21 protein-coding genes and 1 riboswitch are annotated in these 20,134 nt (G+C 57.0%); of the genes, 8 read left to right on the top strand and 13 right to left on the bottom strand.

The window, feature by feature from the left end:
- Window positions 1-26 precede the first annotated feature (26 nt).
- A complete protein-coding gene (locus BLR08_RS13360) occupies window positions 27-560 on the bottom strand; it encodes a YwhD family protein (RefSeq protein WP_072329754.1) in 534 nt (177 codons plus the stop codon).
- A gap of 156 nt (window positions 561-716) precedes the next feature.
- On the opposite strand from BLR08_RS13360, the gene BLR08_RS13355 reads away from it, so the two are divergent.
- Window positions 717-2,918 (top strand): M1 family metallopeptidase, encoded by a 2,202-nt coding sequence (locus BLR08_RS13355; RefSeq protein WP_072329752.1) that lies wholly within the window; start codon window positions 717-719, stop codon window positions 2,916-2,918.
- A gap of 11 nt (window positions 2,919-2,929) precedes the next feature.
- Window positions 2,930-3,739, top strand: coding sequence for a hypothetical protein (locus BLR08_RS13350; RefSeq protein WP_072329750.1), 810 nt, complete (start codon window positions 2,930-2,932; stop codon window positions 3,737-3,739).
- A gap of 104 nt (window positions 3,740-3,843) precedes the next feature.
- Here the strand turns inward: BLR08_RS13350 and BLR08_RS13345 are convergent, their stop codons facing one another.
- The 3 genes from BLR08_RS13345 to BLR08_RS13335 form a co-directional block, all read right to left on the bottom strand.
- Window positions 3,844-4,542 (bottom strand): YceI family protein, encoded by a 699-nt coding sequence (locus BLR08_RS13345; protein WP_072329748.1) that lies wholly within the window; start codon window positions 4,540-4,542, stop codon window positions 3,844-3,846.
- 101 nt (window positions 4,543-4,643) lie between these two features.
- Entirely contained in the window at window positions 4,644-5,492 is an 849-nt protein-coding gene (locus tag BLR08_RS13340) for a M56 family metallopeptidase (RefSeq protein ID WP_072329747.1), read from the bottom strand.
- A 3-nt stretch (window positions 5,493-5,495) separates the two neighbouring features.
- A complete protein-coding gene (locus BLR08_RS13335; protein WP_072329744.1) occupies window positions 5,496-5,912 on the bottom strand; it encodes a BlaI/MecI/CopY family transcriptional regulator in 417 nt (138 codons plus the stop codon).
- A 228-nt stretch (window positions 5,913-6,140) separates the two neighbouring features.
- Window positions 6,141-6,276: riboswitch (cyclic di-AMP (ydaO/yuaA leader) on the top strand.
- 4 nt (window positions 6,277-6,280) lie between these two features.
- On the opposite strand from BLR08_RS13335, the gene BLR08_RS13330 reads away from it, so the two are divergent.
- Window positions 6,281-6,754 (top strand): C40 family peptidase, encoded by a 474-nt coding sequence (locus BLR08_RS13330; protein WP_072329742.1) that lies wholly within the window; start codon window positions 6,281-6,283, stop codon window positions 6,752-6,754.
- 214 nt (window positions 6,755-6,968) lie between these two features.
- On the opposite strand, the gene BLR08_RS13325 is transcribed toward BLR08_RS13330, so the two are convergent.
- Window positions 6,969-7,328: a response regulator gene (locus BLR08_RS13325; protein ID WP_072329740.1), complete on the bottom strand. Its 360-nt coding sequence runs from the start codon at window positions 7,326-7,328 to the stop codon at window positions 6,969-6,971.
- A gap of 311 nt (window positions 7,329-7,639) precedes the next feature.
- Here BLR08_RS13325 and BLR08_RS13320 point away from each other — a divergent pair, with 311 nt between their 5' ends.
- A complete protein-coding gene (locus BLR08_RS13320; protein ID WP_072329738.1) occupies window positions 7,640-8,365 on the top strand; it encodes a response regulator transcription factor in 726 nt (241 codons plus the stop codon).
- Window positions 8,366-8,418: 53 nt separating this feature from the next.
- Window positions 8,419-9,132, top strand: a complete 714-nt coding sequence (locus tag BLR08_RS13315) for a response regulator transcription factor (protein WP_072329736.1) — start codon at window positions 8,419-8,421, stop codon at window positions 9,130-9,132.
- Between the two features lie 274 nt (window positions 9,133-9,406).
- On the opposite strand, the gene BLR08_RS13305 is transcribed toward BLR08_RS13315, so the two are convergent.
- The 6 genes from BLR08_RS13305 to BLR08_RS13280 form a co-directional block, all read right to left on the bottom strand.
- Window positions 9,407-11,209 (bottom strand): SpoIIE family protein phosphatase, encoded by a 1,803-nt coding sequence (locus tag BLR08_RS13305; protein WP_072329732.1) that lies wholly within the window; start codon window positions 11,207-11,209, stop codon window positions 9,407-9,409.
- A gap of 5 nt (window positions 11,210-11,214) precedes the next feature.
- Window positions 11,215-11,607, bottom strand: a complete 393-nt coding sequence (locus BLR08_RS13300) for a DUF1987 domain-containing protein (protein ID WP_256257563.1) — start codon at window positions 11,605-11,607, stop codon at window positions 11,215-11,217.
- Between the two features lie 6 nt (window positions 11,608-11,613).
- On the bottom strand, window positions 11,614-12,159 hold the full coding sequence (locus tag BLR08_RS13295; protein WP_072329730.1) for a SiaB family protein kinase: 546 nt from the start codon (window positions 12,157-12,159) through the stop codon (window positions 11,614-11,616).
- Window positions 12,160-12,161: 2 nt separating this feature from the next.
- Window positions 12,162-13,181 carry a sensor histidine kinase gene (locus BLR08_RS13290; RefSeq protein ID WP_143014371.1) on the bottom strand — a complete coding sequence of 340 codons (1,020 nt, stop codon included), beginning with the start codon at window positions 13,179-13,181 and terminating at the stop codon, window positions 12,162-12,164.
- A gap of 195 nt (window positions 13,182-13,376) precedes the next feature.
- Window positions 13,377-14,000 carry a hypothetical protein gene (locus tag BLR08_RS13285; RefSeq protein WP_072329726.1) on the bottom strand — a complete coding sequence of 208 codons (624 nt, stop codon included), beginning with the start codon at window positions 13,998-14,000 and terminating at the stop codon, window positions 13,377-13,379.
- Window positions 13,990-14,835, bottom strand: a complete 846-nt coding sequence (locus tag BLR08_RS13280) for a hypothetical protein (RefSeq protein WP_072329724.1) — start codon at window positions 14,833-14,835, stop codon at window positions 13,990-13,992. The genes BLR08_RS13285 and BLR08_RS13280 overlap by 11 nt, the downstream gene beginning before the upstream one ends.
- A 206-nt stretch (window positions 14,836-15,041) precedes the next feature.
- Here BLR08_RS13280 and BLR08_RS13275 point away from each other — a divergent pair, with 206 nt between their 5' ends.
- The 3 genes from BLR08_RS13275 (at window position 15,042) to BLR08_RS13260 (ending at window position 17,459) form a co-directional block, all read left to right on the top strand.
- Window positions 15,042-15,674: a C40 family peptidase gene (locus BLR08_RS13275; RefSeq protein WP_176835509.1), complete on the top strand. Its 633-nt coding sequence runs from the start codon at window positions 15,042-15,044 to the stop codon at window positions 15,672-15,674.
- 189 nt (window positions 15,675-15,863) lie between these two features.
- The gene (locus BLR08_RS13270; protein ID WP_072329722.1) at window positions 15,864-16,391 is read left to right on the top strand and encodes a GyrI-like domain-containing protein; all 528 of its coding nucleotides are present in this window, start codon (window positions 15,864-15,866) and stop codon (window positions 16,389-16,391) included.
- Window positions 16,392-16,850: 459 nt separating this feature from the next.
- Window positions 16,851-17,459 carry a TetR/AcrR family transcriptional regulator gene (locus BLR08_RS13260; protein WP_072329718.1) on the top strand — a complete coding sequence of 203 codons (609 nt, stop codon included), beginning with the start codon at window positions 16,851-16,853 and terminating at the stop codon, window positions 17,457-17,459.
- A 203-nt stretch (window positions 17,460-17,662) separates the two neighbouring features.
- Here BLR08_RS13260 and BLR08_RS13255 read toward each other — a convergent pair whose 3' ends face one another.
- Entirely contained in the window at window positions 17,663-19,345 is a 1,683-nt protein-coding gene (locus tag BLR08_RS13255; RefSeq protein ID WP_072329716.1) for a GNAT family N-acetyltransferase, read from the bottom strand.
- A 5-nt stretch (window positions 19,346-19,350) separates the two neighbouring features.
- Window positions 19,351-19,938 (bottom strand): glycerol-3-phosphate acyltransferase, encoded by a 588-nt coding sequence (locus BLR08_RS13250; RefSeq protein ID WP_083537004.1) that lies wholly within the window; start codon window positions 19,936-19,938, stop codon window positions 19,351-19,353.
- Between the last annotated feature and the right edge of the window lie 196 nt (window positions 19,939-20,134).

Raw genomic sequence — 20,134 nt, 5'->3', positions numbered from 1 at the left:
ACAAGACCGTCACATAATGGACAAAATTACGCCAAAGCCGCTTTCAAAGCGTCATCCGAACGCTCCCACATCTCGCTGTCGTTATCGATCAGGAACTTGCGAAGCAGCTCCTTCTCCTTGGCTCCCAGGTTATCCACCAGGATGCGCCGCTTCAGCGCGTAATCCATCCGGTTCACATGATCGGCCAGCACTTTCCAGCCTCTGCGCGCCTCCGGGTTCACCGTCATCTCGCATGAGGTGACCCCGGCGTAATATTTGCCGTCCTCCCGGAAGTCCACCGCCACCCATACGATCCAGCATGTGCGACCTTCCGGCACCTCATCCTTGTTCGGCAGAAATTTGATGCCCTTCTCCACCTTGCTTTTCGCATGCAGCGCCCCCGCGTCCAGATAAACCTCATCGCCGTCAATAATGACGCTCGACAGCTGGCTCAGGTCGATCGCGCCCTGCCCGAAGCCGCGGTGCTTCGTTTCCTTGTTGCTTATGATATTCAAAGACGGCAGCTTCTTCTTCTCATCCGCCCCAGCGGCCGGCTGGCCGTTCTGATCTTTGGCTTCCATATACAGCGCTCCTTCCTTGGGGTCTTCGTCAAGCTTACCTTAACCCGTCATGCCCTTATTATCCATGAAACCGGCGGCGTTGACAATTTTTTGTTCATGGAAACCTCCCTGTCCACATATACATGCTGTAGATGCTTGTCAACGGGGTGAATATGGATGAAAACACGTCTCGGCAAACGATTAGCGATATGGGGATGCCTCAGCCTCCTCGCCTGCAGCACCGCCCTGGTCCCGGGCCTTATCAGCACCGATATGCGAACAGTCCCCCCGCGCAGCGATTGGCAATTGCCCTTCGCGGCCTCTTCGCCCGCCGGAGGACCCGTCGCAGACGGGGGGCCTCTCATTCTGAAGCCGGCCCTGAGCTCCGGCAAGCCCGCAGTTATGGCCGCTCCGGCTTGGCCGGCATCCCGCGGAGCGGCTGACGGTTCCTCAACCGGCCTCTTCCTGCCGCAGGACGGAGCGCTGCCCGCCAGCGCCCGGCGGGTCGAGCCTGCTCTGCCGCCGCCCGCCCCGCCAAGCCTGCCGGCCAAGCCCATCGAGAAGCCGGCCCCCCGGCCGCTGTCGAACCGAATCGTCGAGTACCATCTGGATGCCGAATACGACGCGGAGGGCAAGCTGATCCGGGGAACCTCTTCCTTGACCTGGAAAAACCCGGGCAGCGTACCGGTGGAGGAGCTGTACTTTCATCTGTATCCGAATGCGTTCGAATCCAAGAAAACGACCTTCATGCAGGAGTCCGGCGGCAAGCTGCGGGATGATGCCAGCGTCGACAACAACTTCGGCGGCATGAAGCTGACGTCGGTCCAACTGCTGGACGGGCATGAGTCGGAGCTTGTCGAGCGGGTCGAGTTCGTTCGCCCGGACGACGGGAATGTCCATGACCGCACCCTCGCCAGGCTGCCTCTTCCCCGCTCCGTAGCGCCGGGCGAGGAGGTCACGCTGCAGATGGCTTACACCGTACAGCTCCCGCAAGTGTTTGCCAGGATGGGCTACGCCGGCAACTTCGTCATGGCCGGGCAGTGGTACCCCAAGATCGCCGTCTATGAGCCCAAAGGGACGAGGGGAGCGGAGACGGAGGGCTGGAATTTGCACCAGTATCACGGCAATTCGGAGTTTTATGCCGACTTCGGCATCTTTGATGTCAAGGTGAAGGTGCCGTCCGCTTATACCGTAGCCGCGACAGGCTTTCCGACCAAGCCGGCCGTCGACGACGGCAAGACGAAAACCTTTACGTTCTACGCGGACGACGTGCATGACTTTGCCTGGGCCGCTTCGCCGGACTTCATCTATGCCGAGGAGCCTTATGCAACCAAGCATGTGCCTGGCGTGCGGATCAAGCTGTACCTCGATCCGAAGCATGAGCATCTGAAGGCCCGCTACATGACGGCCGCCAAGAAGGCGCTCGCGCGGTATTCGGAATGGTACGGCAGCTACCCCTACTCCACCCTCTCCATCGTCGTCCCGCCCGAAGGCGGCAACGGCGCAGGAGGGATGGAATATCCGACGCTTGTGACCTCGTGGGCCGCTGATGAGGACGACCCGAGTCTGGAGCTGGAGCGCGTTATCGTGCATGAGATCGGGCACCAGTTTTTCTACGGGATGGTGGCCAGCAATGAATTCGAGGAAGCGTGGCTGGATGAAGGCTTCACCTCCTATGCGGAAGACCGGCTGATAGAGAAGGAGTACGGCGTGCGCTCCAACCGTCTGGCGGAAGCGAGCTACATCACGAGCCCGGCTTCTCTGAAGCAGGCTGCCTGGCATTACGGCGGGCACGGCCAATACGCCGAGAATGTGTATACGCGCGCCAAGCTGGTCCTGAAGGCGATCGAAGCTCAGGCCGGCAGCGATGCGATGAATAAGATTATGCGCACCTATTTCCAGCGGTGGAAATTCAAGCATCCGGGAACCGGGGATTTCCAGAAAACGGTGGAGGATGTGACGGGGACCAGCTGGAAGGAATTTTTCGATCAGTACGTCTACGACGGAAAAATGACCGATTATGCGGTAGCCGGCATCCAGGTCCGGGAGCTGGAGGAAAACGGCCAGCAGCTGTACGAGAACAGCGTGAAGCTGCGCAGGCTGGGGGGTACGGCGCAGGCCGTCCCGGTCCGCTTTCATTTCGCCGACGGCACAAAGATCGATCAAACGTGGAACGGCGCGGAGACGGAGGTTACTTTTACCTTGAAGCATGCCGCCCCCCTCGAGTGGGCCGTCATCGATCCTCAGTATACGCTCGTGCTGGAAAATAAACGGATCAATAGCTTCATGAAAACGAATGTGGATACCAAGCTGTCCGTCCGCCTGAATCTCGGCGTCGTCAAAATTCTGGAGACCTTCTTCGGCTGGGTCGTGTGGTGAGGTGATCACTGATGTGGAATCGAATCAAGTCCGGCTGGAGCTTTGCCTGCGGGCAGCCCTTCGCCGTCTTCGCCCTCTTCGCCTATCATCTGATTTGGGGAGTGGCGCTGTATAAGCTCGTGCAATCCGTCCTGCTTCCCCTGCTCCACCGGTATCCGAACGAGCTGTCGCCCGAAGCCGTCCAGCTGTTCTGGATCGAAGGCCAATTTCAGCTGATGAAGACGGATATGGCAGATCCGCTGCTGTGGTGGGGGCTTGCCTTGCTTGGCCTTCGCCTTCTGCTGCATCCGCTGCTGAATGCGGGGGTCTACTACTCGCTTCATCATACGAAGCTGAATGCCGGCTACCGGTTTGTAGAAGGCGTGCGCAAGCTGTCGCTGCCCTTCTTCGGGTATTATGCGCTCCAGCTGCTGCTCATGCTGGTTCCGCTCATCTGGCTGGCTCCTTACCTGTGGGGGCATTTCTCCAAGCAAGCCTCTTACGTGGAGCTGGGTCAGGCGCTGCTCCCCGCCCTCTTGGCTTATGTCGGCTATCTGTTTCTCATCCAGCTGTTCTTTATGCATCTGCAGATCGGCCTGACGAGAGGCAGGTCGCCGCTGTTCGCCGCCATCTTCGCGCTGCGCCATCTGCCTGCGATTGTGCTGGCCGCTCTGATCGTGCTGGCCATCACGGCCTTAGCGGCGGCGGCCGTGATGGCCTCGGCTTTCATCTGGGCCGGGTTCCTCGCCCTGGTCGGCGTGCAGGCTTACCGGCTGGCCCAGATGTTGTTCAAGGTATGGGCCATCGGGACGCAGTATGCGCTATGGGCGGAGAAGGCTTAGGCGCAGAGCGTTGTTTTGCCCCACTCAAGCGAAGTCCGTCCGCAAACACCGCTCAGGCATAAACAAAGCTGCCCGAAGTCTCGCTCCGGGCAGCTTGTCCGTGTCTATCCTCGCTCCAGCACCAGCCGAAGCTGCACTTGGAGCTCATTTTGCGTATCCAGGGTAACCGTGTGCGGGTTCTTCATCCCGAAGTCGGAGAAGGTTACCGTCGTAGCGCCCTGCAGCTTGAGCTGTCCCTGCTCATAGACCGCCTCGCTTTTGAAGACGACATCCTTCGTCTTGTCCTTCACCTGCAGCGTCCCCGTCAGATCGACGGGTACCTTGACACCTTCCTTCCACTCCTTCGGCAGTTCCCCGAACGACTTCGCTTTGAACGTAGCCTCCGGGTATTGGGCGATGTTCAGATAGTCGGCCGACTTGACGTGATTATCGCGCTGCCCGTTCCCTGAACTCAGCGTGCTCAGTGCCAGCTTCCCCTCGGCTGTCGACTTCGCAGGCGAAGACGTATTGAGCTGCCAGGATCCTTGAACCGGCGTGACGACGAAGTTGACGGTCTCCTTGGACGTTGTCACGGAGAAATAAACTTCCGAAGCAGGCGCGATCTTCCATAGACCGTCGATGCTGCCCGCCTGGACGGCTTGTCCCGAGGAACCGGCGGCCCCCGCTCCCGGCGCTGCAGCCGAGGACGAGATTACATCCTTAACCTCCACATGATTGCCCGCGTAATAATCGTAAGCCCAGTAGCCGCCTGCCAACAAAATGACCAAACTGCCGGCCGCAATAACCAATTTGTTCGTTTTCATCAACCAAAGTCCTCCTCCGAATTGCACTACAGGTCGTAGTGTTTATGTGTAAAAAAATTTAAAAGCCCCGATGGAAGGAAAACTCCTATTCACCTTGACTCTTAAAGCAGGGAGAGAAAAAATACGCCTGTCAGCGCAAGCACAACCGGCAGCGAGATCGCCGCCAGCTTAATCGGCAGCCTCGGCGATACAGCCGTCTCGGGATCTATAATATGATGGATCCGGTAGTGGATCGAGGTATCGGCGAACGACACATAAGCGAAATCCGCAGCAGGCGCGGAGGGCTTTTTGAGCAGCTTGAGCAGCGCGCTGCCCAGGCTTTCCGGCGTGCCCATCACCGTCATCGCCTCGTGGTCAGCCAAAATTTCTCTGGCGATCTTGTAATGATGGCTGCACCAGGAAAGTATCGGAATGTACCACATGACGGTGCTGACCAGCTGCAGCGTGAATGTCTTAAGCGGATCGCGATGCTTGCGATGGTGACGCTCATGATAGTAGACGGCCTCCACCTCCCGCGAATCGAGCAGCTCCAGCAGGCCGGTTGAGAACACGATTTTCGGGCGAAACAGGCCCAGCGTCAAAGCAAAGGGCTGAGCGGCGTTAACGACCGTAAGGCCGTGCTTGTCCTCAGGGAATTTCGCCTGCAGCCATGTCGTCAGCTCCTCATGCCGGCGCTCCTGCACCTTGCGGGCGGCGTGCCGGGCCGCATAAGCCTGCTTGGCGATCAGCCACAGGCTAACGAGCAGCGTGTAGATCACCAGAGCATTCAGCAGCGGGTTGATGGAGTCAAAGCCCATCGCCCGAAGCAGACTGCTGCACAAGTCGAAAATATTGAAGCGCAGAGCCAAGCCGAATGTCTCATGAGCCGCATACAGCCCCATCTGCACCCATACGAGCAGCGCGATCAGCAGCGGAGTCGCAAAAAGAAGTTTGGACCGATTTTTCCACATGATCTAGGTTTCCCTCTTTAACTCTTTGATTTTTTGCTCCAGCTTCTCAATCATCTCCGCATCGGCCTCCTCCAGAGCGTCGAGCATGTGACTGACAACAAGCGGACCAAAGTCCTCAAGCAGCTCATGCGTGATTTCCTTCGACTGCATCTCCAGAAAATGCTCCTTGGTGTCGAAAGGCTCATACACGGAAGCTCTGCCCTCCTGCCTTTTCCTCAGCAGCCCCTTGGACACAAGCCGGTTCATCACCGTCATCACCGTGTTGAAATTCAGCGTCTCCTCCTGACGCTCCAGCTTCTGCTGCACCTCCTTGATGGACTGCCCCGGCCGGTCCCATAAAATATCGAGCACCTTGGCCTCCAGCGGCCCGAAAAATCGGTTAAGCCCTTTTTCATAAAACTTGAAGTTCTGTATTTTCATGAATGATCGCACCTCACACTACAAATTGTAGTGTCGCAGCTGACGAAAGTCAAATGTTCACCGCCAGCCGGATTTCGTCACCTTTTGCCAGCACCCGTCAGGCTTGTCAAACACGACATACTATTAACCTCTAAGGTTTCACTTAAAACACTGCAATTGTGACAATTCTGTGACATAAGAAGGAAATCGTCATTTTTGCTCGAATACCTGTACTCTGAACAACACAATAAGAAAATATTGCCGAATTTCTGTCGTAGAAAACGGGGGAACCATTTTTGGGTGAATTGGTCTCGCTTTAGAGTGATCATAGGGAACCTTCAACCGAACCCTTCAGCTAACCTCGTAGGCACCGGAAGGGGAAACTTTTTTTGAAGAAGCTTGTCGGGTTTGTTTGCTCTACTGTACTATTTTTAAGTGTTTCGCTTGGAAGCGCTTTTGCTGAAACTCCACTAAGCGCAGCGGTTAACGAGGGTTTGGGCACGCCTTATAAATGGTCGGGAACGACGCTCAAAGGCTTTGATTGCTCCGGCTACACGTCCTGGGTATTCAACAAGCTTGGCCTCGAACTGCCGCACTCTTCCAAGAGCCAGGCGCAAGAAGGCGTTAAGGTTGAAAAAAGCGAGCTTCGCGCCGGCGATCTCGTATTCTTCAATACCGACGGCAAAGGCATCTCCCATGTCGGCGTGTATGTAGGAGACGGCAAGTTCTATCACTCCGCTACGGATGAAGGCGTTGTGATAACCAAATTGTCGGACAACTATTACGCCAAGCGTTATGTCACAGCACGCCGTGTATTGTCCGAGGATCAGTACAATCAAGTGATGACCGACGTTCAGAAGTAAATGACAGCTCCAGGATGCATAGAGAGAAGAAGCCCGCGCAGACTCCGACGCCCCGCTCCTCCGAACGGTGAGCCGGTCCGCTGCCCGGGCTTCTTCTTTTTCAGCGTTTACTGCTCTCCGTCGTTTTCCCGGAAGTCCCATACGACACACGCTCCCCGGATGGCGATGGGACGCTCCAGCCTCATCTCCCCGATAATCGGAACAGACCTCCCTGCTATCCAAGCAGCCGCTGAAGCGAGCTGTATACGCGATCTTTCTGAATCGGCTTCACCAGAAAATCTTTAGCGCCGAGCTTGATGGCTTCGATGACCAGACTCTGCTGTCCCATCGCCGAGCACATCACAACCTTGGCGCTGCTATCATGCTTCATAATGTTGCGCAGCGCTTCGACCCCGTCCATCTCCGGCATCGTAATATCCAGAGTGACGAAATCCGGCTTGAGCAGCGAATATTTCTGCAGAGCGTCCAGCCCGTTTTCGGCTTCGCCCACGACTTCATGTCCGAGGTCCTTTATCATGCCCCCGATGATCGCGCGCATGAATGCAGCATCGTCCACCACAAGTACTTTAGCCATCTTCAGCGCCTCCTCATTTATTCATCGAATCGACCTATATCTGTAAATACATGCGTAAATTTGTCGAATCAAGTCTACCGTCGCATAGCAAATGCTATGAACTATGGTATACTTAGATTATACCGTAATCCTGGAAAATTCCGTTTTAAATCAAGGTCAATTATTTTAAAGATGCTTAATACTTATGCCTTTCGAACTAAGGGCTCGATTTTTCGACAGCTTCCGGTGGAGACGGCTCCTTCCCCTGCCTCACAGCTCCGATTCACGGTCTCGAAATCAGCCTCCAAGGCACTGGAAAGGAGGCATTATCAGTGAACCCCCGGAAGAAGATCCTTATCGTGGAAGTAGAGGCTGAAGCCCGCGCCATGTTGATCACGCTGCTGACCCATACGGGCTTCGAAGTCCATGAAGCCGCAGATGCCGCGGAGGCGATCGAGCAATTCGACAGGCTCGAGCCCGATCTCGTCCTCTTGAACCTCACACATCCGATCGACGACGGGCTGGAGCTATGCGCTCAGATTCGAAGCTATTCGAATGTACCGATTGTTATGCTGAGCGGCCGTTCCAACTCGGCGGATATCATTCACGGCTTGGAGCTTGGCGCCGACGACTATATCGCCATGCCCTTCAGCCCCGAGGTCGTCGTAGCTCGCGTCCAGGCCAATCTGCGGCGCTCGGCCATTTTCCGCAGGGACCGCAAGTGGCAGCCTGCGGCGACGCTGCCCGCCAGGGAGGAGCTCCTTTGCTGGAAGGGTCTCGAGATCGACCCCATCCGCTTTCAAGTGCTGCTGGACGGAGAGCCCGTTGCGCTTGTCACCAAGGAATTCCAGCTGCTTGTTTATCTGGCAAGGAACCCGGGCTCCGTTTTTACGCTGGAGGAGCTGTATAGCGCGGTCTGGGGTCTGGAGAGCCACGGCAATACGCGAACCGTGATCGTTCATCTCAGCAATCTGCGCAAAAAGCTGGAGCCGCACCCGACCCGGCCGGTATATATTCATAACATTCGCGGCGTAGGCTATAAGTTCGATCCCAAATAAGCCGTACCGGATTAAACCCGCCCGCTGCGCGATCACCCGCAAGGAGACCGAACATGGCCAAGGAAAAAATACTTATTGTCGAAGATACCGAAGATATACGCGATTTATTGAAGCTTTACCTGGAGCCGCAAGGCTTCACAGTGATCGAAGCGGGCTCTGCCGAAGAAGGATTGGAGCGCTTCGAGCGCGAATCCCCCGACCTTGCGCTGCTGGATATCGTGCTGCCCGATATGGATGGCTACGAGGTGTGCCGCCGCATCCGCAGCGTCTCGAAGGTGCCGATCGTTTTCATCAGCTGCAATACCTCGTCGAGCGATATTGTCCGGGGACTGGAGCTCGGGGGGGACGATTATATCGAGAAGCCGTTCGATCCGGCCGTCGTTGTCGCCAGGGTTCAGGCCAATCTTCGCCGCGTCCCCCTGGCCCGTGGCCGCGGCGGATCCAGACCGCCGACAGCGGCCGCATCCGAAGTCATCCATATCGGCGGACTGGAGATCGATCCGCCTCACCTCCGCGTGAACACCGGCTCCGCCACCTGTACGCTCACCGTAAAAGAGATGCAGCTGCTCGTCTATCTGGCAGCCCATCCGAACCGTGTCTTCGCTCCCGATCAGCTGTACAAGGAAGTTTGGGGAAGCGACAGCGTGGGCGATACGCGGACGATTTTCGTCCATATCAGCAGCATCCGCAAGAAAATCGAGCCTGATCCCGCTCATCCGATGTATTTGATGAACATTCGCGGCTCCGGTTATATGTTCAGGGGCTAGAAGTCCGGTGAACAACGTGCGGCCTGCGGACGGCTAGAGCAAAACAGCAGGCTGCTTCGGGCCTGCAAGACCGCCCGCGGACTTGCAGCGCCGGTCGGGCCGCGCTTTCACGCGGTTAAGACCGCCCGCGGGCTTATGCGTGCGAATCATGCGCCGAAGCCGCCCGCGCAGGCAGCCGCAAATCAAAAAGGTCGAGTTCAGGGGCAGCTGCAAGCCCTGACTCGACCTTTTTTTCGAAATGGGGGCAGCCTCCCCCTTCACTTATCCCGCCCGCTCAGGAAGCCTGAAAGGCCAGGAGCGTAATATCGTCCCGCTGGGCTTCATCGCCCATGTAGGACTCCAGCTCTGCCCAGAACAGCTCCGCCTGCTCGCGGAGCGGGTACTGCCTATGCCGCTCCAGAAGCTCCAGGAACCGGCGTTTGCCGAAGGCATACCCTTTCTCCCCGCCGCTCTGGTCGAAGAAGCCATCCGTAGCCATGTAGCAGGCCGTACCCGGATGCAGCCGGAGCTCATGGGAGAGGAATGGATACTCCATCGGCGTTCGGCGATAACCGATGCTTTTCCTTCCTCCTTCCAGAAGGTGCAGCCGCTCCTGATCGCGTACATACAAGGAGCATTTGGCGCCGGCGAAACGCAATACGGTACGCTCCTCGTTGATATAGCAGAGCCCGATGTCCAAGCCGTCATCGGTCAGCCCCGCAGGCTCCGTCTGATGGAGCGTCTGCTTGACCAGCCGGTTTAGCTCTCCGAGCACCCGGGCGGGCTCATCGGCATAACCTTCCTCCGCCACCCGGTCGAGCAAAGTAATCGAGAGCATCGTCATCAGCGCCCCAGGGACCCCGTGGCCGGTGCAGTCCCCGATCGCGATCAGCGTACCGCCGGTCAGCGGCTTCACCCAGTGGAAATCTCCGCCCACCCCATCGCGCGGCTTATAGAGAAGCACATGCTCCTTGGTCGCCTCATCCCATTCTTTCGGACGCAGCAGCAGCGACTCCTGAATACGCTTCGCGTAATCGATGCTGTCCATCAGCTTCTCATTGTGCTCAGCAAGCTCTTGCGTCCGCTCGCGCACTTTGCGCTCCAGCTGCTGGTTCATCTGCAGCGCCCGTTCGTAAGGATTAGCCAGCCGATGGGAGACATAATAGAACAGGAACAAAATGAGGACGAAAGAAATCAGCGAGACGGCAACGGTATTCATCTTGATCCGGTTCAGGAAGGAGACGGTCTCCTGCCGCTCGATCTGAAAGAGCAGCTGCATCGAGGTCGAGGACAGCGGGTAGCTGATCAGGTCGGTCAGCTCTCCGTCCTCCCCCTTGAACTCCAGCGTCTGCATGACCGGCTTGGCTTGCCCGAGCAGCTCCCGTACAATGTCGGCGTTCAACAAGGAATCGATCTGGCGGCCGTAGTCGGATTCATCGGCGGAGAGAATCACCTCGCCGTCCGGATTGATGAGCCACAGCCGGCTGGTTGTCCCGTACTTGAACGCGCGGAATTCCTCGGCGAGATCCTTAAGGCTTTGACCGACCCCGACCGCCGCAAGCGGCTTGCCGTCCTGCCTGACCAGCGCGTTTGTAAAAACGAACGCTTCCTGCCGCTCTTTGTTGTAATCGAGGTTAACTTCCACATCCCGGCCCGAGGCGATAAAGTCATAGAACCAGCGGTCTGCCGGCTCATTCGGACTGATTTTCCCCAGCAGCTGCCCTCCTTCGCCCCAGTACTGGCTGGTCCCGCTGCTGACGATGAAGGAGTTGCTGTAGCCGAACTGCTCTACCAGCGTCGTGAGCCGCTGCAGCGAATGCCGCTGACGATCGCCCGCCGGTTCTCCTTCCGTCAGCCATTGCCGAACCTCCGGGTCGGCGGCCAGCGTGTAAGAGGTTTCCTTGGAACGCTCGATCCGGGCTTCCACCTTGGCCGCCATGGCTTGTGCGATGACGGGAAGATCCTTCTCCTTCAGCTTCTTGACTACCCCCGACTCGGTGAACACGTAAACGATCCCGCCGATAAGCAGCATCGAGAAGACGATCACAAGGCTGGCGAATCCGATAATCCGCAAGGTCCCTTTATCGTAATATTTCATCCGTTCTACGCCTCTTCCTTCAGCACAATATCGAACGGCAAGCTTAAGTCCTCCTTGAATTCCTCGGCGCATTCCTGCTCGCTTTCATTGTCCGGGCTGCAGTACCAGACCAGCTTGATATGTTTGCCGCTGGCATGAGCCGCGTCGAACTTCTCCAGCAGCATCATGAAGCATTTCGTGCTGCTTGTATTGACGTACGGCAGCCGCAGCTCCAGCAGCACCTCCTGATCCGCTCCGAGCTGCTCCAGGTATTCATCCACCCAGCGCAGCAGCGGCTCGTAGAATTTGAACGCATTCTCCGGATAAGATTCTCCGCTAATCCACAGCCTGTTCCATTTCGGATCGAAATGAACGGATGGGGTGCTTTTCGTTGGCTCGATAAACAATTCGTACATCATCACCGTCTAAATCACCGCCTTTAGCGTAAAGAACGACATCTCGCGGTCGATCGGCGTTATCGCATAGGAGAGAGGGCTGCTGACCTTCCTGGACATCTCGATCAATCCTATGCCCGCGCCGGAGGCGTCCGGATGCTGCGCCTCGCGCAGCTTTTCCTTGTACAGCTTCCTGAGCTCCGTCTTGTCCAAACCGATCAGCTTGTCCAGCGCGGCGCTCAGAGAAGCGGCGTCCCCGTTTTCGATCAGATTGCCGCAATGAATAAAATGCCCTTCCTGCGAGTGTCCGATCGTGACGATGCTGGAGGAAGCGAGCCGCTCCGCGAAGGGGCTATGCTCTTTGCTGCTGCAGTAATTTTTAATATTTTGCGTCTGCTCGATGAAGATCGAGAACACGTCCCGCACCTCGCTGCTTGGCCGCTCGGCCTGCTCCAGATATTTCTTCACGGCGTCGCCGTACTCCTCAATCAGCCCTTGCGTCAGCTTGCCCGAGAAACTGATCAATATCCGATTGGCTTGCAAGCATCGCTGGACTTCAAATAACGAATTAATCATTCCTACCCTCCTAAAATCTTGGACCGGGACTTCCCGTCGCATGTATTGATCAGCTCGGCCGGGATCAGGAAGAAGAAGGTCGTCCCTTCGCCGGGCTTGCTCGTCACCCCGATCTCGCCGCCATGCTTCTGAATAATCTCCTTGGTGATCGCCAGCCCCAGGCCCGTTCCTGGAATACCCTTGGCCTGCTTGCTGCGGAAAAACCGGTCGAACACAAAGGATGCCTCGTCATCGTCAATCCCGATTCCGGTATCCGTAATTTTGAAAAACCAATGCCCGAGGCGAGCCCCCTCATATTTGGGCTGAAATTCGCTTCTCAGCCGGATGGTTCCGCCCGCGCCGGTATATTTCAACGCATTCTGAATCAAATTCTCGAACACCTGGTCCAGCCGGACCGGGTCCGCCCAGACGATCATCACTTCATCCTTCGGCCGCAGCGGCTCCTCTTCCGCCTCCATCTCCAGCACGATGCCGCCTCTCTCGCACTCCGGCGCGTATTTCTCAGCAACGGAGGAGACGAAATGGTCGATGTCGATCTGCTGATGGTCGAAATGATTGCGGTTGGCCTGGTACGTCGACAGCAGAAACAAGTCCTTGATCAGATGATTGACCTTCAGCACACGGTCGTAAATCAGCCGCAAATATTTATCCTCCGGCTGGATGACGCCGTCGAGCAGCGCCTTCACATAGCCTTGTACGGCGACCATTGGCGTGCCCAGCTCATGAGAGATGTCGGCGATCAGCTGCTGGCGGAGCTTCTCCAGATGCTTAAGATTCTCATGGGCCGTCTGAATTTCCTGCTCCTGCTCCTTCAACGTCTTGCCTTGAATATCGCTGATCCGCGAAAGCTTGATCGTCGTTCTAAGCAGCTTCTCATATTGGGCTGCGAGCTCCTGGTGCTGAGGGTACAGTTGTTCCAGGGATAGCGACTGGTCGACCGCCGCCTGCTTGGCGGCTTCGGCGAGCCGCAGCTCCTCCGCAAACAACCGTCTATAATTGGAATCCCTATCTTTATGGGACAAAAAACTCACCCCGACTCTCGATTTATGCGCCGTTCCTCTATTATATCGAATTTTGCGCAGCTTTCCTTATAAAGAAATCAGCATTTATGGTTCATCTGAATTAAATTTTTTTGATGTTCCCCGCCAGAAGCTTTGCTCGCAGCAGGAACAGGCGAATGCAGGGGCATCTCCGTTTCGCCTGTTCCTGCCGCCCTCTTAAGCGTCCCGCCCTCCGGCCTGCGACTTACTCGCCGTATACGCCGCCTTCCGCCAGGTGAAGAACAGGACCAGCTCCATCACCAGCATGGCTCCTCCCAGCAGCAGCATAATAGCCCCCAAATCTTCCCGCACATTCAAGCTGAAAGGCGCCGCAAGCAGCAGCAGCCACTGGATCGCCGTGTACAGCCTTCTCCTCGCGCGAACCGACTCTGCTTGGCCCGGCTTCCCCAGGCCGGCGAGCTGGCGTTCGAGCGATGTCAGGGAGGAATGGACCATGAACAGCTTAAGCAGCTGGCCGGCGCCGGACACGATCATCCAGACGCCCGTGAGCGGCGGGCTCCCGTCGGCCGCAGCAGGCGGAGCAGCCAGCTCGGTGACCGACCATATCGCCAGCACCGCCGCCATACTCGCCGCCCGGCCGTAGCCTCGCGCTATGGAGCCCGCTTCGCTCTCGGGCCCGGTGCCGGCGCCTGCCCGCTGCGCTTGACCCATTAGCTCACGAAGGCCGAAGGCGATCATCAGAAAGCCCACGATATCCGGCAGCGCATCGATCGCGCCGATCCGAATGTCCAGCGCGACAAGCAGCAAGCCCCAGGAAATCGTACGGCAGCTACCCGCCATCCGTTTTCCCCCTCTCTCTGCGCGCAATCAGCTCGGCTATCCCCCGCCGGTCCGGCTCCGGACCCAGGCTAATGGGGTTTATCCACGACTGCGGCGCTGCGGAAGCGTCCGCCGGCTGCAGCTCCACGCGAAGCTCGCCCCCAACCGACTCCATTCTGCCGCGAGCGCCCGCTCCCGCAGGCGGGTCGATGCGCTGCTCCGCTCTCAATGCCTCGCCCGCCTTGAGGTCGAAGGGAACCTGCACCTCCTCGTGCATCATCTTGTGTACCGAGACATGCAGGCGCTCGCCGAGCTGCTGCTCCAGCGTATGTGACGCGGCCGTCACGCGCAGGTCCACGTTGGCGCTGCTTACATGCTCGTTCTCCCCTGTCGAGCTGCTTGAGCCGCTTATCATCGACAGCAAGGGCAGCCGTTTCTCCATGGAAGGAGGCCGCAGCGTAATTTGCCCGACAGGGGCGGTCATCGCCGATCCGCGATCGAATTGCAGCTTCAGCTCCGTAAATGTGCCGTAAACCGCAGCATCCAGCTCGCGGCCTTCCGGTCCCAGCTGCACATTGGCCTTGTGGACCGTATAAGGACCGTAGCTCCCAAAGACAGAGACGCCTCTCACATACCACATGATCTCCTCGGACGGCTGTACGGTCACCAGCCGCTCCGAATGATCGCGGTGAGTCACATAATAAAGGTCGATGAACTGCCCCTTGAACGGAGTAAAGTCATACCGATGTTCGAACAACACCGGCTCCGTCAGCTGATGGCGCTCATAGTACCAGAAGTTTCCGGCCCAGACGGCTGCCGTCAGCAGCAGCATCAGCCAGAGTGCATGCTTTCTCATCGCTTACCTGCTCCCGTATGAAGTCCATATGACTATTAACGCTAATACGGACCAATAAGTTCCAGCAGCCGCTGAAGCGGAAATGATAAAACCCGACTTTAGTCTTGCCTTACGCCCCATCTCCGGTTCGTTTCGCCGCCGGCCGCTTCCCTTTATCCTTATACCTATCAAGCGATGATCCGGAATGGACTTGGAGAGGCGGATGAATGATGAGAAGCGAGCCCCTTTATGTATATGTGCTGTTGACCGATACAGGGACTTTATTTACGAAGATGATCAAGCTTTACACGGGGGCCAGTATGAACCATGCCTCCATCGCCTTGGACGCTGATCTGAAGGACGTGTACAGCTTCGGACGGAAAGACCCCCGTAATCCGTTAATCGGAGGCTTCGTCCGCGAGGATCTGAGCCATCCGATGTTCGCTCAAGCGGACTGCGCCGTATACCGGGCGCCTGTCAGCCGGGAAGTCTATGAGCGTATGCGCCGCTGTATCCGCGGGATTGAAGATAATCAGCATCTGTATACCTACAATCTGCTCGGTCTGCTCGGCGTCGTCATGGACTATCCGATCGGGCGGGACAAAGCTTACTTCTGCACACAGTTCGTAGCGACGGTATTTGAACAAAGCGGCCTGCCGCTGACTTCCAAGCCTGCGGCTCTCGTAACGCCAACCGATCTGGAGCAATCTTCCCGGCTTGAGCTTGTATACCGCGGAAGTCTGAGCTGTATGCGTAATGAATCTCTTCGTAAGCGGCAAGCTCAAGCGCCAAAACAAATCAGGCGAAAGATGGCTGAAAACAACAAGGAAGCCCTCATCGCTACGCTAAACGCGGGATAAACATTAAAAGTTTAATTTTGATAAAAAATACATTTCATGGTCGGAATAATTTGCTATGATAAATTCCGTGTAAGGAACTATTCGAAGCAGCCCCGCACGAGGCAAATGACTATAAGCAAAGAACCGACGGAAGGCTATCGACTGGCTGCATTCCCAAAAGCACTAAAAATGATAGTGGGAGGAAAGCCCATGCATGAACAACAGCAAGTCGCGATTGAGTTAGTTGAATTAGCGCCCTTCAAGGTTTTGGCCGTACGCACCGAGATGACGCCAGACAAGAACGGGACGCGGGTAGCGTGGAGTACGCTGACAGCGCAAATATCCCCTAAGGAGGATTCGCGACTCACGGATGAGCCCTCTGCTTATGTGTTCATTCCACAGGAACAATGGAGCAAGCAAGTCGATACGCTTTGGGTCGGACTGGCGGTTCGTGAGTTCGGAGAAGTACCTGATGGCGTTGAGACGTTGGAGGTGCGCGGAGGGCTCTATGCGAGCGCCCGCGTATACGGGAATGAGGCGCATATGTGGCGCGTATATGAGGCGATGTTTGCCTGGCTGGAGCAGTCGCCCGATTACGAGCTCGATCGAAGTGAAGGCGTGCTCGGCATGGAGACGGTTCCGCTCGAACCGTTGAACAGTCTCACTATCCCCTATACGGAGATCGAAACCTTCGACTTTACGATGCTGTACCCCGTGCGCAAGAGGTCGGGGCATTGATGAAAAAGGCAAAGGAGCCATTCCATTTAAGATATGGCTCCGCGCTGTCTGTACCGGCAAGGATAAGAAGGGCCTTCCTTTTCAGGATGGCCCCTTCTGTCTTGAAACTTAATCTCTGCCGGTCAACAGTCGTCTTCCGAACTGCAGTCGCGCTTCAAGCTCGATCCTGTTTTTGCATTCTTCACAGTAATACATTCCTTTAATGTTTCGTTTCACACGGTCGTAAGCTTGAGTCCCCTCAAGGACATAAAATTCTCTTCTGCAACTATAACAGGTGGAACGAAAACAAAAAATTCCATCGATTTGCTCTTGCACTGCATCTCCCCCCGTCAATCACGACAAAGTTCAGTTCTATTGACGTGATAACTGCGACGCGATATAACTGAGTAAACTCTAAATAACACACTGTATTAATTATTTTAATACAGTGTGTTAAATAAGACAAGGAGGCGTTTACCGTTGCCAAAAGTCGTGGACCACGAACAAAAAAGAAAACTGATCGCCGAATCAGCATGGCATATTATTGAGGAAAAGGGGATCGAACATGCGTCAATTCGTGCCGTTGCAGCTGCGGCAGGGTTGTCGCCCGGCGCATTAAGGCATTATTTTTCCACACAGGACGAGCTGCTGCTGTTTATCGTGGATTATTATTTGACAAGAGGAGTTGCCCGAGCAGAAGAGCGCCTGGAGATAAGCCCTATTCCGATGAAGGCTGCGAGGGAAATTCTGTTGCAGCTGCTCCCTTTGGATGCGGAAAAACGAACTGCCTCCGGCGTCTGGTGGATCTTCGCCATCCGATCCTTCACGAGCTTGGCATTACAAGCTAAAAAAGACGAGCTCACGGACGGTCTCCACTATCTGACTAATGCCGTCCTCGAAATTCTAGCTAAGGCGGAGCTTCTCCCCCCTTCGGTGGACATTCAACTCGAAACCTTAAGATTGGCCGCGCTTGTTGAAGGCTTGACGATCCTCACATTGCTCCGTCCGGAGCTGTACACGCCGGAAACCGTGGAGCGGATCGTCGCCCGCCACCTTCAGGAGCTATGCGCGCAAGCTGCGGAGGGGTGAGCGTGTAGGTGATTGCTGAAAAAACTTGCTGTTGCTTGTGGTGCGTTTCAGCACGATGTATCTAAATATCACTCAAATGTCCCTTTAATTAGGTTTCTAATCTTCAGCCAGCTAGAAGCGTGCTTTCCGAATGCTGGGGAATTTCCTTTGTTCTGCAATTCCCCCACGGGTCGGTTTCCGCCTTACTCCCCAAAAGCCGACGATTACTCCATGACAAAAGCCATCCGGCTCACAGCCGCCTGCTCGGGCTGGTTCGCTTGCCCCTGCACGTATAGGCGCAGATGCTCAAGCATCCGCCTCATGTCGGAGTTCTTAAGCGCGCCCAGGCAAGCGATCTGCACCCAATTGCGCGCCAGCAGGTACTCGCTTTCGTACTGCAGCTCGAAGCCCTGAAACGCCATGTGCTCGCCGAGCTCACGTGAGCTGAGGCGCTCCGGCAGGACGACCGTGACCAGATACGGCGTCTGATGCTCCGGCGCAGCCAGCACACGGAGGCCCATCGCCTCCACGGACTCCCGCAGCAGCCTGCCCCGTTCTGACACGACCGCGTAAGGCTCCCCTTGTTCATAAACGTCCAGCGCCGCATCCATTGCCCCAAGCAGATTGGAGGACTGAGAGAAAGGAACGCCTTCGGCAAACCGGTACAAAGCCGCATCCACGTAGGGAGGAATGCCCAGGGACGACGTTTTTTCGCCTTCTCCTTCGCTTTCACCTTGATCTTCACTTTCGCCTCGACCTTCACCTTGCCCTGCGCTTCCCTCCAGCACGAAGCTGAGTCCCGTATACGAGCCGAGCGCTTTGCCGCTGACCGAACTGGCCCAGTTCACCCCTGACAGATTAACCGGCACCGCCCCCAGACTGCTCACGCAATCGGCCGCCAGCTTCAGCTGATAACGGCCCGCGATTGCTTTGAGACGCTCCAGGTCGTTCAGCACGCCTGTGGACGTTTCCCCATGCACCGCCCACATCCAAGTATAATTGCCTTGTTCAGCCGCCGCTTCCACCCGCTTGTAGTCAAAAGGCTCGCCGTACGGGCTCTCCAGCACGTCATAATTCAGCTCCCAGCGTTCGGCATGCCGGAGCAGCCGATGCCCGAATTCGCCATTGACGAGGATCAGGCCGCGCCCGCCGGTCCGCCTCAGCTCTCCGGCCACCACATCGTTGGCCAATGTTCCGCTGCCCAGCATAATATGGACGGCGTCCGCTCCGGTCATCGCCTTCAGCTTCCGGCTCACGGACTCCTGCAGCCTGCGGAAAGCCCGCGAGCGATGGGGGATAGGACGCCGCAGCAGCCCCTGCGTCACCGCCGGGCGAATCTCCACCGGGCCTGCCAGGAAGCTGACGGACTGCCGGATCAATTCATACGCGCGGGATGCTTCATAAGTGGCCGGGGTCAAATACATCGGCTGATACAAGGCCTGCCCGCTGCCTACCAATCCGCCGAACGGAACAAAGCCCAGATGCTCGTACAGCTTCAGCTCCCGCGTCGTTCCCGAGATAACGGCCATCTCATACTCCTGCGTCTCCATATACCGGTCCAGGTACCGGATAAGTCCGTGCAGCAGCCGAGTGCCCCGGTACGCCTTATCCACGGCGAGCAGCCGAATCTCCACCATCCGCTCCGGACGGCCGGGAAGCAGCCGCTCGAAGTCCTCGATTTTGGCGTCTAGCGAGAACGGCCGGCGGCCCCGGACCGCCAGCATCCCGGCCAGCCGGTCCCCATCCATGGCGACTACATACGTATTCTCCTCATGGAACCGGTCCACGAGCAGCCTGGCCTCATTCGGTTCATGCTGGGGAATCTCCTCCACGAAGGTCTCGTAGTTCAGGCAGAAAATCTGCTCCATATCCCGCCGTGATTCAGCGGTCCGGTATATAATCGCCAATGCGCTCAGCTCCTTTGCTCCATACGGAATACCTTGATATTAGCCCTGTGGGCGTATAATATCGCCGCGGCGATAGCGGCAGCCAGCAAGATCGCCGCCGCTCCTTGTCCCTGATGCGTATACAGCACCAGCACGGGAAACAGCCCGGCTCCGCATAAGCCCGCCGGCGTCCATGAGCGGAGCACCGCGAGCAGAATAGCCGCGATCGCGATCATTGCCAGCCATATGCCGCCGTCGAACAGCAAGGCTCCGCCGCAGAAGACGGACATTCCTTTGCCTCCGCGGAACGACAAAAATGCCGGAAACAGATGCCCGAGCACAACGGCCAGGAACGCCGCCAGCGTAAAGGCCGGCCCGGCGTCCATCGACTTGGCGCAGCCCACAACGAGCGCGCCCTTGGCCGCATCGCCGATGAAGGTCCACAGAAAAGCCGAGCGGCCGTAAATTCTGCCCGCATTCCGCGCGCCAGGATTTCCGCTGCCCACCGTCCTCAGATCCCGCCCATCCTTCAGCATCGCGATCCAATATCCCGCCAGCAGTCCCCCCAGTCCATAGCTGAGCAGCATGAACGCTCCGGCAGCCCATATCGTCATTCCAGTCCTCTCCTTCCGCGGCGCGGCCTTGCTTTCTCACCCGCGTCCTTTCAACCCCCGCATACACCCATTCTCTGTCACTCAAGTATAGTAACCGTTCGGCCCGAATGGGAGTACTATCTTTATATAGTACCCGTTCTCCCCGTTTTCCCACCGTGCGGTCGTCCCTTCCTCTTCATGCGCGATTTAACCGTCG

Origin of the sequence: Paenibacillus sp. cl123 (assembly GCF_900101595.1) — a bacterium.
In the GTDB taxonomy this organism is placed as follows: Bacteria; Bacillota; Bacilli; order Paenibacillales; family NBRC-103111; genus Paenibacillus_G.
This window is presented reverse-complemented; position numbering and strand designations above follow the sequence as displayed.

What these genes read in the sequence shown, in the direction of transcription:
- BLR08_RS13360 (WP_072329754.1), bottom strand. Translation starts at nt 560, where the DNA reads ATGGAAGCCAAAGATCAGAACGGCCAGCCGGCCGCTGGGGCGGATGAG.
- BLR08_RS13355 (WP_072329752.1), top strand. Translation starts at nt 717, where the DNA reads ATGAAAACACGTCTCGGCAAACGATTAGCGATATGGGGATGCCTCAGC.
- BLR08_RS13350 (WP_072329750.1), top strand. Translation starts at nt 2,930, where the DNA reads ATGTGGAATCGAATCAAGTCCGGCTGGAGCTTTGCCTGCGGGCAGCCC.
- BLR08_RS13345 (WP_072329748.1), bottom strand. Translation starts at nt 4,542, where the DNA reads ATGAAAACGAACAAATTGGTTATTGCGGCCGGCAGTTTGGTCATTTTG.
- BLR08_RS13340 (WP_072329747.1), bottom strand. Translation starts at nt 5,492, where the DNA reads ATGTGGAAAAATCGGTCCAAACTTCTTTTTGCGACTCCGCTGCTGATC.
- BLR08_RS13335 (WP_072329744.1), bottom strand. Translation starts at nt 5,912, where the DNA reads ATGAAAATACAGAACTTCAAGTTTTATGAAAAAGGGCTTAACCGATTT.
- BLR08_RS13325 (WP_072329740.1), bottom strand. Translation starts at nt 7,328, where the DNA reads ATGGCTAAAGTACTTGTGGTGGACGATGCTGCATTCATGCGCGCGATC.
- BLR08_RS13315 (WP_072329736.1), top strand. Translation starts at nt 8,419, where the DNA reads ATGGCCAAGGAAAAAATACTTATTGTCGAAGATACCGAAGATATACGC.
- BLR08_RS13305 (WP_072329732.1), bottom strand. Translation starts at nt 11,209, where the DNA reads ATGAAATATTACGATAAAGGGACCTTGCGGATTATCGGATTCGCCAGC.
- BLR08_RS13300 (WP_256257563.1), bottom strand. Translation starts at nt 11,607, where the DNA reads ATGATGTACGAATTGTTTATCGAGCCAACGAAAAGCACCCCATCCGTT.
- BLR08_RS13295 (WP_072329730.1), bottom strand. Translation starts at nt 12,159, where the DNA reads ATGATTAATTCGTTATTTGAAGTCCAGCGATGCTTGCAAGCCAATCGG.
- BLR08_RS13285 (WP_072329726.1), bottom strand. Translation starts at nt 14,000, where the DNA reads ATGGCGGGTAGCTGCCGTACGATTTCCTGGGGCTTGCTGCTTGTCGCG.
- BLR08_RS13280 (WP_072329724.1), bottom strand. Translation starts at nt 14,835, where the DNA reads ATGAGAAAGCATGCACTCTGGCTGATGCTGCTGCTGACGGCAGCCGTC.
- BLR08_RS13275 (WP_176835509.1), top strand. Translation starts at nt 15,042, where the DNA reads ATGATGAGAAGCGAGCCCCTTTATGTATATGTGCTGTTGACCGATACA.
- BLR08_RS13270 (WP_072329722.1), top strand. Translation starts at nt 15,864, where the DNA reads ATGCATGAACAACAGCAAGTCGCGATTGAGTTAGTTGAATTAGCGCCC.
- BLR08_RS13250 (WP_083537004.1), bottom strand. Translation starts at nt 19,938, where the DNA reads ATGACGATATGGGCTGCCGGAGCGTTCATGCTGCTCAGCTATGGACTG.